Origin of the sequence: Kordia antarctica (genome assembly GCF_009901525.1) — a bacterium.
In the GTDB taxonomy this organism is placed as follows: Bacteria; Bacteroidota; Bacteroidia; order Flavobacteriales; family Flavobacteriaceae; genus Kordia; species Kordia antarctica.
This window is the reverse complement of record NZ_CP019288.1, coordinates 1,246,092-1,265,695: the sequence shown is the minus strand read 5'-3', so window position 1 is coordinate 1,265,695 and position 19,604 is coordinate 1,246,092. Positions and strand designations below refer to the sequence as shown.

The following is a 19,604-nucleotide window of genomic DNA, read 5'->3' as shown; positions in this document are numbered from 1 at the left end:
AGGTTTAATCGTACTTTGCGTCAAAATTCTTGTCCCAAGTTCCCTGAACTCTCATTACTTGCGAAATTACGTCTCTTGCTGCACCTTTTCCGCCATCGATATGTGAAATATAGTTGCAAATTTCCAAGACTTCATACGCAGCATCATGTGGACAACAGGACAATCCAACACGTTTTAACACAGGAACATCCGGAATATCATCGCCCATGTACAAAACATGTTCAAGTTTGATGTTTTTCTTAGCCAAATATTCGTCTAATTGTTCTACTTTTTGATGCGCACCTAAGTAAATATCAGTAATTCCCAAACCTTGTAAACGCTTGCGAACACCTTCATTGGTTCCGCCAGAAATAATACACACATTATAGCCTTTCATTACGGCACTTTTCAGCGCATATCCATCTTTAATATTCATGCGACGCAACATTTCGCCAGACGAAGTAACGGTAACAGTTCCGTCGGTTAAAACGCCATCTACGTCAAAAATAAACGTCGTAATATGATTCAAATCTTCTTTATAGCTTTTCTCTTCCATAGGTTTTTGCAATTGATTGCGTAAGCAAGGTATATATTTCTTTATGAATGTCTTTGTCTAGTTTTTCTAAATGATTTTCAATAGTTTGTTGGTCGCCACGTTTTGCAGGTCCAGTTTGCGCCATATAAGGCGTTAAAGTTGTAATTTTCTTTGCAGTTTCCTGAATTAATGGGCTTAAAATTTCAAAAGGAACATTATTAGTTTCACAAATTTCATGCGCAATTCGATACAAATGATTGCTAAAATTATTCACAAAAACGGCAGAAACATGCAATGCGCGTCGTTGTTCCGAACTAATTTTATACGAAGTACTTCCAATGGCGTCTGCGATAGTTTTCAATATTTTAAAATCTGATTTTTCGCCAGTTTCTAAACAGATTGGTATTTGTGAAAAATTGACGGTTACATCTTTGGTAAATGTTTGCAACGGATAAAAAACGCCGCGTCTATTTTTTTTGTGTAATTCGTGCATACTCACGTTTCCAGAAGTGTGTACTACTAAACGATTTGTAAATGGTAATTTATTGGCAATACTTGTAATGGCGTCATCGGCAACCGCAATTATATAGATATCGGCTTCCGCCAGATTTTTTAAATTGGTGGTTGTAGCTGTGTTTTTAAAATAGGATAACGCTTCCGCAGAACGATTATAGACTTGAACAACATGAAGCGTTTCAGTAGTTTGAAACACCTTGTATAAATGTTGCGCAATATTTCCAGCACCTAAAATGACAATTTTTATCATGCTGCTAAAATAACAACACTTTGTGGTTTTTGAAACTTTACAGATATACTTTTCGTGCTATTCGTTTTAAATCGTCAGTTTCTTCGAGGTTTTTAATAGCTCTAATCACGGTTTCCACGCGTAAACCTGTTAAATCGGCAATCTGTTGGCGTGTTAATTTTACCAAATAATCGGAAGTTACTTTAGATTCTGCTTTAAGATGTTTCAACAATGCTAAAATTCTATGTTCGGGTTTATGCACGGAAACCTCTTTCATAATCATCGATTTATACCGCAATCGGTTGCATAAATTTTGCGTGAATTTTATGTGTACATCAAAATTGGCTTCTAATAATTTAAAAAAAGCTGCTTTTGGTAATCTATATAAAGTTGTTTTTTCTGTGGCAATCGCACTGGCGGGATAGGGGAAATTGCCAAATAATGGTGGTTCGCCAAAACTTTGAGACGTTTCAAAAATACCTTGCGTAAATTCTTTTCCATCATCGGTTGTATTGTATATTTTTACAACACCTTCTTTAATTTGATAATAAAAAAGTGCCTGTTGTTGTACACTGAAAATAAGTTCATTCTTAGCAAATTCGACAACAGTCGCATCAAAATCGAGTAATTTTTCTTTGGAAATCATCCTTTATATGATTAAGGTCATAAAATAACAAAAGTAATTAATAGAACTTTGTAGTGCATAAAAAAAACATACAAAAATGACTTTATATACAGAATACTACAACGAGTTTCAAAGTAAATATTTAATGTATATTCCGTTAACCATCTTCCTGCAAAGTTGTATTGGTTCAATAGCGGCAATGTTCATTTTAATGAATGGATTAGACACCATTTTTTCTTTGGTACAATTATTTTTATGTGTTGTACTTTCCATGTTTTACAACGCTGCGATTTTGGCACAATTAAAAGGAAAAATTGTATTTAATATGTTAATTTTAAGTTTATTTTTTAATGTTTTGTTTATCATTATAAATGCTTCTTAAGAGTTAAGAGTTAAGAGTTAAGAGTTAAAAGTTAAAAGTTGAAAGTGAAAAGTGAAAAAAAGAGAAGTTTATAAGTTTAATGGTTTATAAGTTTAATTTTGTATTCACCGAATAGTATAAAAGTTGAGAGTGAAAAGTTAAAAGTGAAAAACAAATTAACGAATCAACAAACACACAAATTAACGAATACCGAATAAACGAATTATAAATACTGAAGTCAATAAAAGTGAAAAGTTAAAAGTGAAAAACAAATAACGAATCAACAAAAAGACGAATACCGAATACCGAATAAACGAATAACAATACTGAAGTCAATAAAAGTGAAAAGTGAAAAGTGGAAAGTTGAAAGTGAAAAACAAATTACCGAATCAACAAAAAGACGAATTAACGAATACCGAATAAACGAATAACAAATACTGAAGTCAATAAAAGTGAAAAGTGAAAAGTTAAAAGTGAAAAACAAATAACGAATCAACAAAAAGACGAATACCGAATACCGAATACCGAATAAACGAATTATAAATACTGAAGTCAATAAAAGTTAAAAGTGAAAAGTGAAAAGTGGAAAGTGAAAAGTGAAAAGTGGAAAGTTAAAAGTGGAAAACAAATAACGAATCAACAAAAAGACGAATACCGAATACCGAATAAACGAATAACAATACTGAAGTCAATAAAAGTGAAAAGTTGAAAGTTAAAAGTTAAAAGTGAAAGTGAAAAACAAATTAACGAATACACAAATCAACAAAAAAACAAAAGCTGCCACATTAAGCCAAGTCGAAATGAAAGCGACTAAAACCCAAAACCCATAACCCAAAAGCGGAGCGACCCAAAACCCAATACAAAAAAATGAAAACCGACATTAAAAACAGAGCAGATGTACAACTTTTGGTGAATACTTTCTATGCGAAAATTAGAAAAGATGAATTATTAGGTCCAATTTTCAATGGACAAATTAAACATTGGGATGCGCATTTGGTACATTTAACGGACTTCTGGGAAAGCAATTTATTCTTTGTCAATAAATACAAAGGAAATCCGTTAGAAAAGCATGTAGAAGTTGATGCCGCTGCAAAAAATTCCATAAACGAACATCACTTTGGTGTTTGGCTCAACTATTGGATGCAAACCTTAGACGAATTATTTGAAGGTGAAAAAGCAAACATTGCCAAAAACAGAGCGCGTAAAATGGGAACTTTCATTTATATCAAGTTATTTGAAGCGCGAACTGCAAAATAATTCCCTTCATTAGAATCTTCCTAAATAAGCCGAAATTGAATGTTAAATTGACATTAAATTATGTAGAATACCGTATTTTTGCATAACGAAATTTTGATTTAACGATAACGCTACATAATGGGTAATATCATCAAGAATATTCTCTTTTCTACACGATTAATGGCTGTCCTTTTTTTTGCATTCGCTTTGGCCATGGGAATAGGAACTTTTATTGAAAGCGAGTACAGTACAATAACATCGAAAATTTGGGTTTACAACGCTTGGTGGTTTGAAGTTATCCTGATTTTCTTCATGATTAATTTCTTCGGAAACATGTTCCGATATCGCTTGTTTCGCAGAGGAAAATGGGCAACATTACTAATTCACTTATCGTTTGTATGTATCATTTTTGGTGCGTTTGTCACACGTTATATTAGTTATGAAGGTGTTATGCCAATTAGAGAAGGTGCAACTGAAAATACATTTCTTTCCGAAAAAACATACATTACATCATTAGTTGACGGCGAAATTAACGGGCAACCAAGACGAAGAACATTAAAAGGTGATTATTTAATTTCTCCAGAAGGAATTTCTGCGGGAAACTGGTTTACCGAAAGTTTTCCTTGGAAGAAAGATTTTAACGGACAAGAATTTACTATTGATTATAAAGGCTTTATTCAAGGTGCAGAAGAAGGAATTGTGCCCGATGAAAATGGCGAAGAATACCTTAAAATTGTAGAAGCTGGCGGCGGAAATCGTCACAATCACTTTCTGAAAGCTGGTCAAACGGCTGATAATCTTCATAATATACTTATTGCTTTCAACAATCCAACAGAAGGCGCAATCAATATAATGAGCGACGCAGATGGAAATTACACTATCAAAAGTCCGTTTGATGGCGAGTATATGATCATGGCAATTCAGAAAAAAGACAGTGTATATAAAGACAGCGTACAACCGTTTAAATTACGTTCATTATATAACTTAGCAGGATTGCAATTTGTAATTCCAGAACCTGCCACAAAAGGAAAAATTGGCGTTGTAGAAACTCCGGAACGTCTAAAAGATCAGGCAAATGCTATCATTTTAGAAGTTTCTAGCAATGGCGAAACGGAAGAAGTACGCGTTATGGGCGGAAAAGGATATACAAACGCGCCAATAAAAATTACCGTTGGCGGATTGGACTTTTGGCTTACTTACGGAGCTGATAAATTAAACCTTCCGTTTGGTATAAAACTAAATGATTTCATTGCCGAACGCTATCCTGGAACACAAGAAGGCGGCGGTTATAAATCGTTCAAAAGTAGAGTTACAGTAGAAGATGAAGCTGCATTTGATTATGATATCTATATGAATCATGTATTAGATCATGCTGGATATCGATTCTTTCAAGCACAATTTGATAAAGATGAAAAAGGAACAATTCTTTCTGTAAGTCACGATTATTGGGGAACAAATATTACCTACTTAGGATACATGTTATTGTATTTGGCATTAATGGTAATTTTGTTTGATAAAAATACGCGTTTTGGTAGTTTAAAGAAGCAAATGGAAAAAATCAAGAAGCAAAAATCAAAACTAACTGTCATTGCATTGTTATTTTTCAGTTTTGGAGCAGTTGCACAAGATACTGGAGAAGTGGTTAATCAAGCGAAAGCGACACAGCAAGAAACAGTTGTACAAAAAGATAGCATTAGTCATGAAGGACACAATCATGCAGAAGGTGAAGGTCATGAGCATGAAATTGTTACACAACAAATTACAGCCAAACAAATAGATTCTATCATTTATGCAAATCTAGTTCCCAAAGAACATGCTGATAAATTTGGGCGTTTGGTAATTCAAGATGGTGGACGTATGAAACCTGCCAATACATTTGCGCAAGAATTAGTACGCAAACTGAGCAAGTCAAACACATACAACGATAACATGTCTGCAAATCAGGTATTGTTGTCTATGATTCAATATCCAAAATTGTGGTATAATGCTAACATTATCAGTATTAAGAGTCGAAAACACGATAGTTTACGTACGATTATCGGAATTGAAAAAAGTGATACACATGCAATGTTACTTGATTTTTTTGATGAAAAAGGAAACTACAAATTAGCACCGTATTTACAAGATGCTTACAAATCGAATACGCCAAATCAATATGAAAAAGCAATTAAAGAATACGATTTAAAGCTTGGATTGATTAATAGAGCTACTTCTGGAGAAATCTTAAAAATATTTCCGTTACCGGAAGATGAAAATAACAAATGGATTTCTGGTGAAGATTATAGGTTAAATCCAGAGCGAGGATTTCAACCCAAAGATTCATTATACGAGCGTTACGTGAAAAATGCAATGCCAGTATATGTGATTATTCTGAATGAAGCACAAAAATCAGGTAATTATAAAGAAGCAGACAATATGCTTGATAGTTTCCGTAAACGTCAGGAAGAATTTGGAAGTGAAGTATTGCCATCTCTGAGAAAGATTGACACAGAAATTTTGTACAATAAAATCAACATTTTTGAACGTTTAATGATCTATTATTTACTAATAGGTTTTGTAATGTTTGTCTTAATTATTACTCAGATTTTTAAAGATGGTAAACGAATTAGAATAGGTATTGCGGTTTTTAAATGGCTTGTAGTTGCATTATTTGTATTGCATACTTTGGGATTAATTACGCGCTGGTATATTTCGGGTCATGCACCTTGGAGTGATGCGTACGAATCTATGCTGTATGTTGCTTTTGCAACGATGTTATTTGGAATATTATTCGGTCGAAAGTCAGATTTAGCTCTTTCGGCAACAACATTTGTAGTGTCTATTGTTTTATTAGGCGCACACATGAACTGGCTCGATCCTAATATTGCAAATTTAGTACCTGTATTAGACAGTTATTGGCTGTTAATTCACGTAGCCGTAATTGTTGCCAGTTACGGACCATTTGCGCTAGCAATGATTCTTGGAATTGTGTCGCTTTTACTAATAATTTTGACCACGAAAGAGAACAAAAAACGCATGGAACTCAACCTAAAAGAAATTACCATTATCAACGAAATGGCGATTACAGTTGGTTTGGTCATGTTAACTATTGGAAATTTCCTTGGTGGAATGTGGGCAAATGAAAGTTGGGGACGTTATTGGGGTTGGGATCCAAAAGAAACGTGGGCATTAATCAGTATCATGGTGTATGCGTTTATATTACACATGCGATTAGTTCCAGGATTGCGCGGACGTTGGTTCTTTAATTGGATGTCTATTTCTGCATTCGGATCTATCTTATTTACGTATTTCGGTGTAAACTTTGTCCTTAGCGGATTGCACTCGTATGCAACAGGAGACGCTGTTTTAGGATTACCATTTGTATACACTGCCACTGCAATTTGGTTAGCGTACGGAGCTTTGGCGTATTGGCGTTATCAGGTTCATTATCAGAAGAATAAGTCTGTGAATTAGTCTCAGTCTCAGTTTTCAGTTTTCAGTTTTCGGATTGGGGAAACTTCAAACCTTGATATTTCCTCGAAGTGACTTTTTTAGTTTAAAGGTTTATAAGTTTAGTTCAGTTTGGAAAAACTTCAAATTTTGATATTTAGTGTTCAATATTTTATATTTCCACAAACCACTTTTACATTTAAAATTTAGCATTTAAAATTTTACATTTAGTTTATAAGTTTAGCTCAGTTTGGAAAAACTTCAAATTTTGATATTTAGTGTTCAATATTTTATATTTCCACAAGCCACTGTTTTACATTTAAAATTTTACATTTAGTTTATAAGTTTAGTTCAGTTTGGAAATACTTCAAACTTTGATATTTAGTGTTCAATATTTTATATTTCCACAAGCCACTGTTTTACATTTAAAATTTAGCATTTAAAATTTTATATTTAGTTTATAAGTTTAGTTCAATTTAGAAAAACTTCAAACTTCGATATTCACTGTTCGATATTCACTGTTCGATATTCACTGTTCGATATTTGATATTTATAACTTTTACATTTAAAATTTATCGTTAACATTTAGAATTTCAAAGTACTTCTCGATACAAAATTTTGCAAAATTTTACTCGAAGTGACGTATAGAAATTCAATTTTACAATCAACAATCAACAATCAACAATCAACAGTCATTCAAGCCATTTTCGAAAGCCCGAAGTCGTGGACGAACTTGTCATTACTTTCTCTTTCAATCCTGTGAGTTGAAGCAACAACCGATTTTTAAAATGACTTTCTATATTTTCAATGTATTCAATATGTGCGATTTGACTCCGATTGATGCGGAAAAACTTCAACGGATTCAACATTTCATGAATGGTTCCGAGATTATGCGAAATCGGGTATTTTTTGCCTAAATGATCAATTGCCATGCAAAAATCGCCAGAAGCTTCAATCAGACTAATATCACTTACGTTTAACAATTGAATTCCTTTTGATTTTTTAATTACAAAACGCTTCTTATAATGTATTTCTTCTTGCTTTAATGCAGATTTTAATAAATCAATTGTGTCATTGTGAATTGGCTGAAAAGACTCTGTTTTAAAGAATGATTGAAACTTATTTAATGCTTGTGTAATGTCTTCTTTGGTATACGGTTTTAAAATATATGCAATTCCATTCGTGCGAAACGCTTCAAACAAATATTCGTCATGTGCCGAACAGAAAATGATTGGACAATCAATTTGAACCGAATTAAAAATATCAAACGAAATTCCATCTAACAATTGAATATCCGACAAAATAAAGTCATACGTATGTTGCGATAAAAATTCACGTGCTTTTTCATTGGAACGCGCCCAATCGTGCAAGAAAGATTCTTCAAAATAGGTTTCTAAATTTGCCACGAGTTTTTCGTAAGCTGGAATTTCATCTTCTAAAATTAATATGCGCATTGAAGTGTACATTAAGATTCTTTACTTAGTTTAATCACTGGAATTTTTACGGTAAATTCGCTAACAGTATCATTGATAATTGGCTTCTGATCTGATAATAATGTATATCGATATTCTAAATTTTTCAAACTTGTTCCCAAGGATTCTTGATTGGTTTTAAGCGTACTTTTTGTATTTGAAAATGTAAGCCAATCTTCATCAATTGTCAATAGTGCTTTAATAGCTTTTCCGTGTTGTGAACGATTGTGTTTCGCAATATTTTCCAACAAAGTTTGAATCGCGCCAGTTGGTACAAATTTGTTTTCTAAAGACACATTTTTCACAATCTCAAAATCATAATCGTCACCAAATCTGGTTTTTAACAAGAAAATATAATTCTCAGCCAAACTCATTTCTTTTGTCAATTCCATGACTTCAGCATCTTTTGTTTGAATTAAATAGCGATAAATTGATGACAAACGATTCACATATTCTTTCGCTTTTTCCGTATCGCTATCAATCAATGCATCAAGCGTGTTGAGGTTATTAAATAGAAAATGCGGACTAATTTGTGAACGTAATAATTTCAACTCATTTTCTTTTTGTTGTTGTTTTACAGATGTAAAAAGGATCTGATTTTCGTAATATTTCTTTGCTAAAATCAATCCGAAAGGCAAGCCAATACTTTCTGCCGTATTGGAAATATAATTTACAATTTGTTGAATACCATATTTAAATTGGCTCCAATCGTTTTTACTACTGAAATGACCAACCGCATCTTCTAAAAACCCAGCAATCATCATCAATAAAACTGCCCAACATGTGAATTGTAAATACTTTCTACTATTGATAATAAAATTAGGAATCAACCAATACAAAAGAATGTAAATCATACCAATATCAATAATGACAAAGGCAGGAATATCCAACACATATTCTATAAAATTGTTTTCTCTTTTTACATATTCATAAATGGTCATCAACACAGATACACCGTAATAAATTACGAAGAGCATGTAATCGGATTTGTTGAGTTTTGTATCCATAATGAGTTGTTAAAAATAGAGTAAATTTTGTTATTTTGTACAATTCAATACAACTTTTGCAAATGATTTTTTTCATTTTTTCATTTTCTTTTTCTTTGTTCGCACAAAGAAAAGAAACAAAAGAAAGTGCGTTTTTCCAGAGGTGTTTCTAGTTTTTTCTTTGAAAAACTAGAACCGCAATTATTTTTCTAAATTTTTTCCAAGGCTTCAAAAATTCTTAACGAAAAATAATTACTACACTGCGGAAAAAAATGTCACGTATTGTTCTATTCAGTCAATTAAATTTATTGCTTCGTTTTAATTCGATCAACTTCGTCGTCAGCGCTATTTTTTCTGTTTTTAGATTTGTTGTATTTCTTCCCAAAACTATAACTTAATTGTAAAAATACATTTCTACGCGGCCAATCGCTTGTAAAGTTTGCATTTACATTGTCATAATTGATGGCTCCGTAAAATTTACGATCTATAATTTCTTCCAATTCTACACTTACTTTTAACTTTTCATCTAAGAATTTTTTGCTAAACGCGATATCAATTCCAGCAATCCAATCAAACTCAATTTGTCCTTCCAATCCGCCAGACGTATAATATCCAGAGATTTCCGATTGAATATTCCAAGGTAACTTATATTCTGCGCTTGTGTACCAAGTCAGACTCCATTTTGACGTATCTAACACAGGAGTTAAATTTTCAGAAGTAAATTTATTATGATTTGCAATAACGCCAGTATAACCTTCCAAACCTTTTATAAAACTCAATGGCGCAAACAAACTAAAGCTCCAATTTTCATTATTTGCTAAGTTAATTGTAGAACGAGAAGTTTCAGAAGTTACATCATTTTGTGACACAATTTGAAACAAAATATCATCAGTTTTACTATAGCTTGCGCTGAAAAATGGCTGGTTTTCATATGTTAAGTTAAAACGAAAACTATTCGTCAACGCAGGCTTTAGCGTAGGATTTCCTTCTTCAAACGTAAACGGATCGTAATAATATACAAACGGATTTAAAGTTTCATACGAAGGTCTTTGAATGCGATAACTATACGCAACATTTGCAGCAATTTCTTCGGTAATATTTCTAGAAATACTCAAACTTGGGAAAAATTTTGCAATCGTTCTATCCAACGAAGTATTCAAATTTGCAGAAGTTCCTACGGTTTCACTTTGTTCCCAACGCAATCCACCAGAAAAAGACCATTTATCAACGGAAACATTCAGTTTTGCGTATGCTGCCATGATATTTTCATCAATCAAAAAACGATTGGTTTGGTTGCTATTATTTACATATTCGCCACTTGAATTCTGCACCAATGATTTTAAATCACTATCCGAATCTACATCTGAAAACTTAAATCCTGCGCTCAGCGTTGCTTTTTTACCTAACTGACGTTTGTAATCTGCTTGATATGTATAAATTTTATACGCTGCATCTTGAAAATACCGCTGATTGTCATACGCTACCGAACTTTGTCCAACCTGAAATAAATTGTTTTCATTTGTGGAATTGTAATCTACATAATTAAAATCGAGCGTAACCTTATTCACTTCATCATCATATTCATAATACGGATTGATGACGTACAATGTCCAATCGCGCTCAAATTTGTTATCTGTTTCCAACGATTCCATGTTTCCGTTGCTCGTAATATTCGTCACATTATCCGTAATTCTGTTGGAAGAACTTCCCGTGCGTTGGACGCTAATTCCTGTCGTATGTTTTTTATGGAGGTAATAATCTATTCCTGCACTCAATCGCAACGTATTTGGATCAAAAGGCGAACGTGAAAATTGATCGTAAGTTTCATTGCCAACTTTTCGTACAATTTGTAAATCTTCTCGCCAAGAACCGCGTGAATAACTCGCGCTTGCTTGCCAATTAATTTTATCTTTAAAACTTGCAATCGAAGCACTTTTTCTAAATGTAAAACCGTCCACATAACCAACTGTACTTTTCAATGTTCCGTAGGTTCCGAGTTTTACATTTTTCTTTAAAATAATATTAATCAATGCGCCCGAACCATCTGCATCGTATTCTGCACCAGGTTGTTGCACCAATTCTATCTTTGCAATATTATCGGCAGGCATTTCGCGCAACAGCGTTTGCATATCCATATAATTGGTTTGTTTTCCGTTAATTAGGATGCGAATATTACTTTGTCCGGCATAACTCAAATTTCCATTAGTGACTAACATTCCTGGAATTTTTTTAATCACATCACGCACATTTGAATTCACCATTTCTGAATTTTCTAAATTCACCACAAGTTTTTCTGCGGTTTGTGTAATCACAGGTTTTTTGGCAACAACGACAACTTCGCCTAAATTTTCAGGAATGTCTTCTTTCATGATAAAATCGAAAGTTACATTTTTGGTGGAATCAATTTTTAAAACAATAGAACGTTGCGTTTTGTAACCAAACAAAGAAGCTTCTACAATATAACTTCCGTTTTTGACATTTTTGAAAATGTACGTTCCGTTATCTTCGACAATTACGGCTTTTAGTGGAGTTTCATTTTCACTTTCGTATAAAACTACATTGACAAAAGATAAATGTTGCTTCGTTTCGTCGAGTATATTTCCTGTAATCGTACTTTGCGCAAGCATGGAAAAGCTTGTGAGCAATAAAATGGTGGTGAATAGAGTTTTTAACATAATTGTTCGTTTTTTTTGATATACAAATATGTTTCAGAATTAGTATATAGAAAAGAGGTTTCTGCCGAATTGGGATTAAAAAAGGTTGAATTGGGAATATTTTACCGTTAAATTTACAGATGAAAAAAAATAATTATTTGCGTGTTTTCCGTGTTTTACTTCATATTTTACTTGTAATTCTGCTTACGATACTCACACAAGTTGGCGGATTGGCATATTTAATCTATTTAGGATTGAAACGTCGCAATACGATTTTGGCTTGGAAGCGAAAAGTGATGAATTTTGGCATGTTTCTAGTAATATACAGTATTTTATCTTTTGTAATTTTACCAGTATTGGCTTCAACTATCTATAATAGAAAAGCACTTCCTATTACAAATACAGCATTAAAACCGTTGCGTATGTATACATATTTGATGAATCGGCATTATGTACATGAAGATTTATACGCAGTTTTGCTTTCAGAAACAGCAACTATGCAAGAAGAATTTCCAGAAACGACTACCTATTATTTAGATGCAAGTTTTCCGCTTGGCGCGAATTTTCCCTTGTTGCCACATTGGAGTCATAACGACGGACGAAAAATAGATTTGGCTTTTTATTATACAGATGCGACTACGAAACAAAACAAAAACGGAAGCCCATCTTGGTTGGGTTACGGCGTTTGCGAATCGCCCAAAATAGGAGAGGAGAACATGCCTGAGTTTTGTGCGGAGAAAGGATATTTTCAATATAGTTTCTTGGAAAAAATAGTTCCGCAACACAACAAAGGGAATTATGTTTTTGATAGAGTTCGAACAAAATACTTGATCGAAAAATTGACAGCTTCATCAAAAATCAAGAAAATATTTATTGAGCCACATTTAAAAAAACGCATGAAACTTACGAGTTCTAAAATACGTTTCCACGGGTGTCATGCAGTTCGTCATGACGATCATATTCATTTGCAGTTGTAGCAAGTATTTAAATACCTTCAATTTTACAGATTTCCATTCCGACAGTGAGTTTTTTATTATTTTCGCAGCACCATATTAGTTTTCCTTCACAAAAGCTTTCATATTCCATTTCAAGGTTTTCGTTTTCAATTCTACAAAGAATGTCTCCATGTTTTACGATATCGCCAGTTTTGTAATACCATTTGGTTAATACTAATCCTTTTTGATTCCCCAAGTCAGGAGTTGTAAGTGTTTCCACGTGTCCTGTTTTTAGTTTAGAATCGTGTTCCAATTGGGGTTTTGAATTATTTTGCTCTAGTTCTTCTGAAGTACGAAAATTGGAATTTACTTTTAAATCATTTTTTAAACGATCTCGTTTCTCCTGAGAAGGGAAAAGTCTACTAAATATAGTTTTAATTATTTTATTCATAATCTTAGATATTAGCAACAAAGTGTCTATTTACTTTCTTTCAAAACCATATCAATTGTAATTGCGCCAGATAAAATTGCCATTTTCTTGGTAGTATCAGTAATATCAGAATTTATATTTACATTGTATTTATCAGCAGATGTAAAAATTTCTTTCATTGCTCCATTCCATTTTTTACTAATTGTTCCAATCTCTTTTTTGCGGGAATCGTTTATTTTAAAGTTCCAAGCTTTCCAATCTCCATTAATTTCAGAAATAAGTTGTCCTGAACTATCATTAATTTTAAAAGTAGGTTTAATTAATGTGAACTTTTGTTTTATAGAACCAATCGTATGTCCTCTAGAATCATCTATTTTAATTGTAGACATAAAAAACGTCCAACCTCTAGAAATTGTTGCTTGTATATTGTCATTAGAATCCTTTATTTCTAGTTTAAAAGGCAACATTTTTTTGTTCAATATAAGTCTAAGTAATTTTTGACCTGTAGAGATTTTTTGATTCACAGAACCTATTTCATTTCCTTTATCATTAAATACCTTGTAGCAATTTTCAAACTTGAAATAATTAACTTTTTCGTCAATAAAATAACTGTTTGTATCAAAAAAATTTGAACTCATCTTTATATTGGTTTTAGTTTTAATTGGTATTAATAATGTTTCCTACATCAAACTTTAGTCAGTTTCTCTTTGTGCTAAAATACTATTATAAGTAATAGAATTAACGATATGTAACAGGATTTTTTATTCTAAGTAAACTTTAACAAGATCATTAAAATTCAGCTATTGTAAAAACTATACGAATCTTGTTTATAACCAAAATTAATCTGTTCGTTTACTATGCGGACGATTATTTGCGTAATATTCTTTCTTTGCTTTTTTATTCTTGTAATAGCCAATAACAACCAATGACATTGGAAAGAAAATTATAATGCCAATCCATTTTAAGATAATTAAAAGTATATCGAGAAAACTTTTGTCAGAATCATTGGTATTCAACAACTTTCTGTCACTTCTAGAAATTTCTGCAGTTGCAGTTTTTCCGCCAGTTAATTCTTGATATTCAGAAAAAGTTGTCGTTTTCTTTCGTAACAATTCGTGCGCGGCTTCCAGTTCATGGCTATTATATTTAGCAGAATTGGTAATTATAGAAACCAGCTCGGACTTTGTTTTATGTTTGAATTCTTCTAGATATTTGGACTTCATTTATTTATAGTGTCACGTTTTACACAATCGAAATGCTAAACTATTCTTTTCGCAACCAACCTACAATTTTTTCATCTTGAATTTTCCAACGATTATTTTCATAAATTAAATCAAAAGAAACACGTGTTTTGCTAAATGGACCGGCATTTTGTTGAATAATTGAAACTGAATTTTCAGTAACTTTTGTCACAATGGCAACATGTCCGAAACTATTATACCAAGAACTTTGAAACACTAAAATATCGTTTGTTTTTGGTTTTGAAATACTTCCGTTTTTATATTGAAGCAAATTACGTTGTGTATTCCGTTTTCCATCTTTTATAGTTGGATTGAAGAAATCTTTCGCGTGTCCGTAACTATCTGGCATTTTATGGTTTAAATGTTCGTAGTAATATCGTTTGACAAATTCAACACATTGAAATTCTAATCCAAGATTATAACCATCTTTGGAAACATTTCGTTTTTCCACATGATTTACAGCGCCATTATAATAAACAGAAATAGTATGAAATGAATCTAGTTTTTCGCCGACAGTTCGAAAAGGATTGATATTTACATGTTGTGATACTTTCAACATTCCAATACAAAATCCTAAAAGAATAATTATTATAATTAGTTTTCGTTTCATAAGAAAAAATAAAAAAAGCTACACAATTTAAAAATTAAATATCACAATATTAGCCACAAAAGTGTTAGAAGCGTTCTACTTCTAATCGAATAGTTTCGTATTTTTACAAAAAACAACGAACCAATGAGAGTTTTTATACTACTATTTGTGTTGTGTGCGGTAAGTTGCACAACAAAACCTTCCAAAGAAAACGCAGGAGAAACTGCTTCAAATCAAAGCAACACGACAAAAAATACATCTAAAAAAGTTATGGAAAAAGGATCAATTCATCAGTTTACAGTCAAAGATATTTCAGGAAATGATTATAAATTTGCCGATTTAAAAGGAAAAAAAGTAATGATCGTTAACACAGCTTCCGAATGCGGATTGACGCCACAATACGAACAATTGCAAGAAGTATACGAAACGTATAAAAATAAAAACTTTACGATTGTTGGTTTTCCAGCAAACAACTTTGGCGCGCAAGAACCTGGAAGCGATCAAGAAATTGCAAAATTTTGTAAAGCAAATTATGGAGTTACGTTTCCGATGATGAGTAAAATTTCTGTAAAAGGAGATGATATGCATAAAGTGTATCAATTCTTAACGCAAAAATCTAAAAATGGATTGCAAGATTCTGACGTTGCTTGGAACTTTCAAAAGTATTTATTGAACGAAAAAGGCGAATTGGAAAAAGTAATTTCTCCACAAACATTGCCAAATGACGAAAGTGTTCTTAGTTGGATTGATGCAAAATAATTTCACATAAATACACAGATGAAAAAAAATAATATAGGATTAAATACAGTTTGTACGCATATTGGCGAAGTGAAAGATGAACAGTTTAAAGGTGCAGTTTCGCCACTTTATATGAGCAGTTCATATGCGTTTGATGATGTTGAAGTAAAGCGTTATCCGCGATATTTTAATACGCCAAACCAAGAAGCATTAAGCAAAAAAGTAGCCGCTTTGGAACATACGGAAGCTGCCATTATTTTTGGAAGCGGAATGGCTGCGGTAAGCACAAGTTTATTAGCGTTTTTGCACAAAGGCGATCATATTGTATTGCAAAATGCATTGTATGGCGGCACGATGAATTTGGTGTTGGAAGAATTTCACAAATACGGAATTGAATACACATTTACGAAAAGTTTGGATGTGAAAGACTTCAAAAAGGCGATCAAAAAGAATACAAAAGTAATTTATATAGAAACGCCTTCGAATCCGTTATTGAAAATTACGGACATTCGGAAAGTTGCCAAGCTTGCTAAGAAAAACAACATTGTCACAATGATTGATAATACGTTTGCAAGTCCTGTAAATCAATTACCTGGAACAATGGGAATTGATATTATGATTCATAGTGCGACTAAATATTTTGGCGGACATAGTGATATATTGGCTGGTGCAGTTGCCGCTTCCGCAGAACATATAAATCAGATATTCCAATTAGGAAAAAACCTTGGAGGAAGCTTAAGTGATTTTACGGTTTGGATGTTGGAAAGAAGCATGAAAACGTTGGGAATTAGAGTGAAAGAACAAAATAAAAATGCATTGAAACTCGCAAATTATCTTGAAAAGCATGAATCAGTAGCAAAAGTATATTACCCAGGATTAAAATCGCATGCTGATTACGAATTGGCAAAATCGCAAATGTCGGGATTTGGCGGAATGCTATCTTTTGAGTTAAAACCTGAGTATAATGTTTCTAAATTTTTCAAATCGCTCAAAATGATCAAACCTTCTATGAGTTTGGCTGGAGTGGAAAGTACGATGTTGAGTCCGACAAAAACTTCACATGCTTTATTAACGCCAGAAGAACGTGAAAAGCAAGGAATTGCAGACGGTTTAATTCGTTTCTCGGTTGGAATTGAAGATAAAAAAGATATTATTTCTGATATCAATCAAGCAATAAAAAAGTCAAAGAAGAAGTAAATTCACTTCTATAAAAATTAAAAACCTCAATCAATCACGATTGAGGTTTTTTAGTAGGAATCATTCTTAAAAAAATATAAAGCAATGTTAATTTCGGTTGAATACTTTCAATTTTTAGTATCTTAGTATTTCCCTCCAAAAAAAATAAAAAACAACCAATTATCAATATGAATAAACTACTAATTTGTGTACTTGCTTTACTACTATTTATAAATTGTAAACAAAATGCAAATGCACAAGAAGCTGCTGCAACGGGAAAATTCAATCTTAATTTTGAGAAAAATGACTTGAATGAAACATTGCCAGATAATTGGCTTCAATGGGGAAAATTTGATGTAAAAAAAGATAGCGTTGCACATGCTGGAAAATTTGCTGGAAAAGTTAATTCTGGATCAGAAAAAGGTGCTTTTAGTAGTATTGCATATAAAATTCCAGCGAATTATGAAGGTAAATCAATTCGACTTGAAGGGTATATGAAAACCGAAAATGTTGTAGGATATTCAGGATTGTTATTACGCGTTGACGGAAATGGAAAATCGTTGGTTTTTGACAATATGGCTAAACAGAAAATTCAAGGAACAAACGATTGGAAAAAATATTCAATTACGTTGGCATATCCCGAAGAAGCAGAAATCATTTATGTAGCGGGACTTGTTAGTGGAGAAGGAACCGCATGGTTTGATGATTTTGTAGTTACCATTGATGGGAAAGATATTCAAACACTTAAAGAAAGAAAACCGAAAGTTTTTAAAGCACGATTAGACACCATATTTGATAAAGGTTCTAACATTAAATTTCCAGTATTAAACAAAGAAAATAGTACCAATTTAGAACTCTTAGGAAAAGTTTGGGGATTTTTAAAGTATTATCATCCAGAAGTTGGAAAAGGAAATTACAATTGGGATTATGAATTGTTTCGTGTATTGCCAACATATCTAAAGGTTGAAAATGCTGTTGAAAGAAATCAAGTGCTGATCGGTTGGATTGAAAAACTAGGAAAAGTTGACATTTGTAAAACATGTGATGCAACTAAAGAAGACGCTTTTCTAAAACCCGATATGGCTTGGATTGATGCTGCTGGATTTAACACAATACTAAAAGAAAAATTAACGTACATCTACAAAAACAGATTTCAAGGGAAACATTATTATATAAAACCTGCTAAAAACATTGGAAATCCAGATTTCATCAATGAGCAAGCGTATAAAGAAATGGAATATCCTGATGCTGGTTTCCGATTGTTGGCATTGTACAGGTATTGGAATATGATTCATTATTTCTTCCCGTATAAATATCTTTCTGACAAAGATTGGAATACAACACTTAAAGAATATGTTCCAAAATTTGTCGATGCAAAAAGTGAACTTGATTATGAATTGGCAACGGTTCAAATTATTGGTGATGTACAAGATACACATGCTGGTTTATGGGGAAATGATGATAAAATGGAAGCAATGTTTGGTGAAAACCAAGCACCATTTAAAGCAAAGTTTATTGAAAACAAATTAGTCGTTATTAAATATTACAATCCAGAATACGAAGAAGTTTCAAAACTAAAAGTAGGAGACATTATTACGCATATTGATGGTAAAACAGTTGAAACATTAAAAAAAGATGTATATAAATATCATACAGCTTCTAACGAAACCGTAAAAGATAGAAGTATTGCGAGTACAGTTTTGCGTTCGCCCAAAACAGAAATTACAATTGATTATATTTCCAATGGAAAAACGAAAAAACATAATCTTACGCTTTATAAACGTAAAAGTTTGAAGCTTTATGGAGTTGATACGACAGCGAAATGTTATAAAATGTTAGCAGGAAATATTGGCTACGTTACACTTGAAAATATTAAGGATGAAGACATTTCTGAGATTAAAAAAATGTTTAAAAACACCAAAGGAATTATTATTGATATTCGTAATTATCCATCTACGTTTGTGCCGTTTAAATTAGGAAGTTATTTTGTTTCAAAACCAACATCTTTTGTGAAGTTTACAGAAATGAATGTTCAAAATCCTGGGGAATTCAATTTCTTGGAAGGTCCAAAAATTCCAAATGAAACCGAAACGTATGCAGGGAAATTGGTTGTTTTAGTTAATGAACAATCGCAAAGTCAATCAGAATATACGGCAATGGCATTTAGAGCAGGAGACAATACAACTATTGTTGGAAGTACAACTGCTGGCGCAGATGGAAATGTGACTTTTATTTATTTGCCAGGCGGATTGCGCACGGCTATTTCTGGACTTGGTATTTACTATCCAAATGGTGGCGAAACACAGCGAATTGGAATTATACCTGATGTTGAAGTAAAACCAACGATAAAAGGCATTCAACAAGGAAAAGATGAAGTATTAGAAAAAGCAATCGAAATTATTCGGAAAGAGGAATAGAATAAAAGTATTACGACAGTTTACGTGATAAAAATTCTTAGTTTTTGCAGTAAACA

17 protein-coding genes are annotated in these 19,604 nt (G+C 32.5%); 7 read left to right on the top strand and 10 right to left on the bottom strand.

Annotated elements, in window-relative coordinates; translation table 11 throughout:
* Window positions 1–4: 4 nt before the first annotated feature.
* Genes IMCC3317_RS05035 through IMCC3317_RS05025 form a run of 3 tightly spaced genes read right to left on the bottom strand, consistent with a single transcriptional unit; the run spans window position 5 to window position 1,905 of the window.
* The gene (locus IMCC3317_RS05035) at window positions 5–535 is read right to left on the bottom strand and encodes a KdsC family phosphatase (protein ID WP_160128418.1); all 531 of its coding nucleotides are present in this window, start codon (window positions 533–535) and stop codon (window positions 5–7) included.
* The gene (locus tag IMCC3317_RS05030; RefSeq protein ID WP_160128417.1) at window positions 516–1,280 is read right to left on the bottom strand and encodes a Rossmann-like and DUF2520 domain-containing protein; all 765 of its coding nucleotides are present in this window, start codon (window positions 1,278–1,280) and stop codon (window positions 516–518) included. The genes IMCC3317_RS05035 and IMCC3317_RS05030 overlap by 20 nt, the downstream gene beginning before the upstream one ends.
* Window positions 1,281–1,317: 37 nt before the next feature.
* Entirely contained in the window at window positions 1,318–1,905 is a 588-nt protein-coding gene (locus IMCC3317_RS05025) for a Crp/Fnr family transcriptional regulator (protein ID WP_160128416.1), read from the bottom strand.
* A gap of 76 nt (window positions 1,906–1,981) precedes the next feature.
* Between IMCC3317_RS05025 and IMCC3317_RS05020 the strand changes: the two genes are divergently transcribed.
* The 3 genes from IMCC3317_RS05020 (at window position 1,982) to ccsA (ending at window position 6,934) form a co-directional block, all read left to right on the top strand.
* Window positions 1,982–2,266 (top strand): hypothetical protein, encoded by a 285-nt coding sequence (locus tag IMCC3317_RS05020; RefSeq protein WP_160128415.1) that lies wholly within the window; start codon window positions 1,982–1,984, stop codon window positions 2,264–2,266.
* Between the two features lie 846 nt (window positions 2,267–3,112).
* Entirely contained in the window at window positions 3,113–3,502 is a 390-nt protein-coding gene (locus IMCC3317_RS05015; RefSeq protein WP_160128414.1) for a group III truncated hemoglobin, read from the top strand.
* 117 nt (window positions 3,503–3,619) lie between these two features.
* Complete coding sequence (ccsA, locus tag IMCC3317_RS05010; protein ID WP_170293840.1) at window positions 3,620–6,934, top strand: cytochrome c biogenesis protein; 3,315 nt, start codon at window positions 3,620–3,622, stop codon at window positions 6,932–6,934.
* A 668-nt stretch (window positions 6,935–7,602) separates the two neighbouring features.
* On the opposite strand, the gene IMCC3317_RS05005 is transcribed toward ccsA, so the two are convergent.
* The 3 genes from IMCC3317_RS05005 to IMCC3317_RS04995 all read right to left on the bottom strand — a co-directional run bounded on the left by IMCC3317_RS05005 (window position 7,603) and on the right by IMCC3317_RS04995 (window position 12,043).
* The gene (locus IMCC3317_RS05005) at window positions 7,603–8,364 is read right to left on the bottom strand and encodes a LytR/AlgR family response regulator transcription factor (RefSeq protein ID WP_160128413.1); all 762 of its coding nucleotides are present in this window, start codon (window positions 8,362–8,364) and stop codon (window positions 7,603–7,605) included.
* Between the two features lie 11 nt (window positions 8,365–8,375).
* Window positions 8,376–9,389: a sensor histidine kinase gene (locus IMCC3317_RS05000; RefSeq protein WP_160128412.1), complete on the bottom strand. Its 1,014-nt coding sequence runs from the start codon at window positions 9,387–9,389 to the stop codon at window positions 8,376–8,378.
* Between the two features lie 284 nt (window positions 9,390–9,673).
* A complete protein-coding gene (locus tag IMCC3317_RS04995; RefSeq protein ID WP_160128411.1) occupies window positions 9,674–12,043 on the bottom strand; it encodes an outer membrane beta-barrel protein in 2,370 nt (789 codons plus the stop codon).
* Window positions 12,044–12,162: 119 nt separating this feature from the next.
* Between IMCC3317_RS04995 and IMCC3317_RS04990 the strand changes: the two genes are divergently transcribed.
* Window positions 12,163–12,999, top strand: a complete 837-nt coding sequence (locus IMCC3317_RS04990; protein WP_160128410.1) for a hypothetical protein — start codon at window positions 12,163–12,165, stop codon at window positions 12,997–12,999.
* 7 nt (window positions 13,000–13,006) lie between these two features.
* Here the strand turns inward: IMCC3317_RS04990 and IMCC3317_RS04985 are convergent, their stop codons facing one another.
* From IMCC3317_RS04985 to IMCC3317_RS04970, 4 genes are all read right to left on the bottom strand, one after another.
* Window positions 13,007–13,408, bottom strand: coding sequence for a biotin/lipoyl-containing protein (locus IMCC3317_RS04985; RefSeq protein ID WP_160128409.1), 402 nt, complete (start codon window positions 13,406–13,408; stop codon window positions 13,007–13,009).
* Window positions 13,409–13,434: 26 nt separating this feature from the next.
* Window positions 13,435–14,025 carry a phospholipid scramblase-related protein gene (locus IMCC3317_RS04980; RefSeq protein WP_160128408.1) on the bottom strand — a complete coding sequence of 197 codons (591 nt, stop codon included), beginning with the start codon at window positions 14,023–14,025 and terminating at the stop codon, window positions 13,435–13,437.
* Window positions 14,026–14,226: 201 nt separating this feature from the next.
* Window positions 14,227–14,610: a hypothetical protein gene (locus IMCC3317_RS04975; RefSeq protein ID WP_160128407.1), complete on the bottom strand. Its 384-nt coding sequence runs from the start codon at window positions 14,608–14,610 to the stop codon at window positions 14,227–14,229.
* A gap of 40 nt (window positions 14,611–14,650) precedes the next feature.
* The gene (locus IMCC3317_RS04970; RefSeq protein ID WP_160128406.1) at window positions 14,651–15,238 is read right to left on the bottom strand and encodes a CHAP domain-containing protein; all 588 of its coding nucleotides are present in this window, start codon (window positions 15,236–15,238) and stop codon (window positions 14,651–14,653) included.
* Between the two features lie 123 nt (window positions 15,239–15,361).
* Between IMCC3317_RS04970 and IMCC3317_RS04965 the strand changes: the two genes are divergently transcribed.
* The 3 genes from IMCC3317_RS04965 (at window position 15,362) to IMCC3317_RS04955 (ending at window position 19,548) form a co-directional block, all read left to right on the top strand.
* Window positions 15,362–15,976 (top strand): glutathione peroxidase, encoded by a 615-nt coding sequence (locus IMCC3317_RS04965; RefSeq protein ID WP_160128405.1) that lies wholly within the window; start codon window positions 15,362–15,364, stop codon window positions 15,974–15,976.
* Between the two features lie 18 nt (window positions 15,977–15,994).
* Window positions 15,995–17,152, top strand: coding sequence for a trans-sulfuration enzyme family protein (locus tag IMCC3317_RS04960; protein ID WP_160128404.1), 1,158 nt, complete (start codon window positions 15,995–15,997; stop codon window positions 17,150–17,152).
* 167 nt (window positions 17,153–17,319) lie between these two features.
* Window positions 17,320–19,548, top strand: coding sequence for a S41 family peptidase (locus IMCC3317_RS04955; RefSeq protein WP_160128403.1), 2,229 nt, complete (start codon window positions 17,320–17,322; stop codon window positions 19,546–19,548).
* Window positions 19,549–19,604 lie beyond the last annotated feature (56 nt).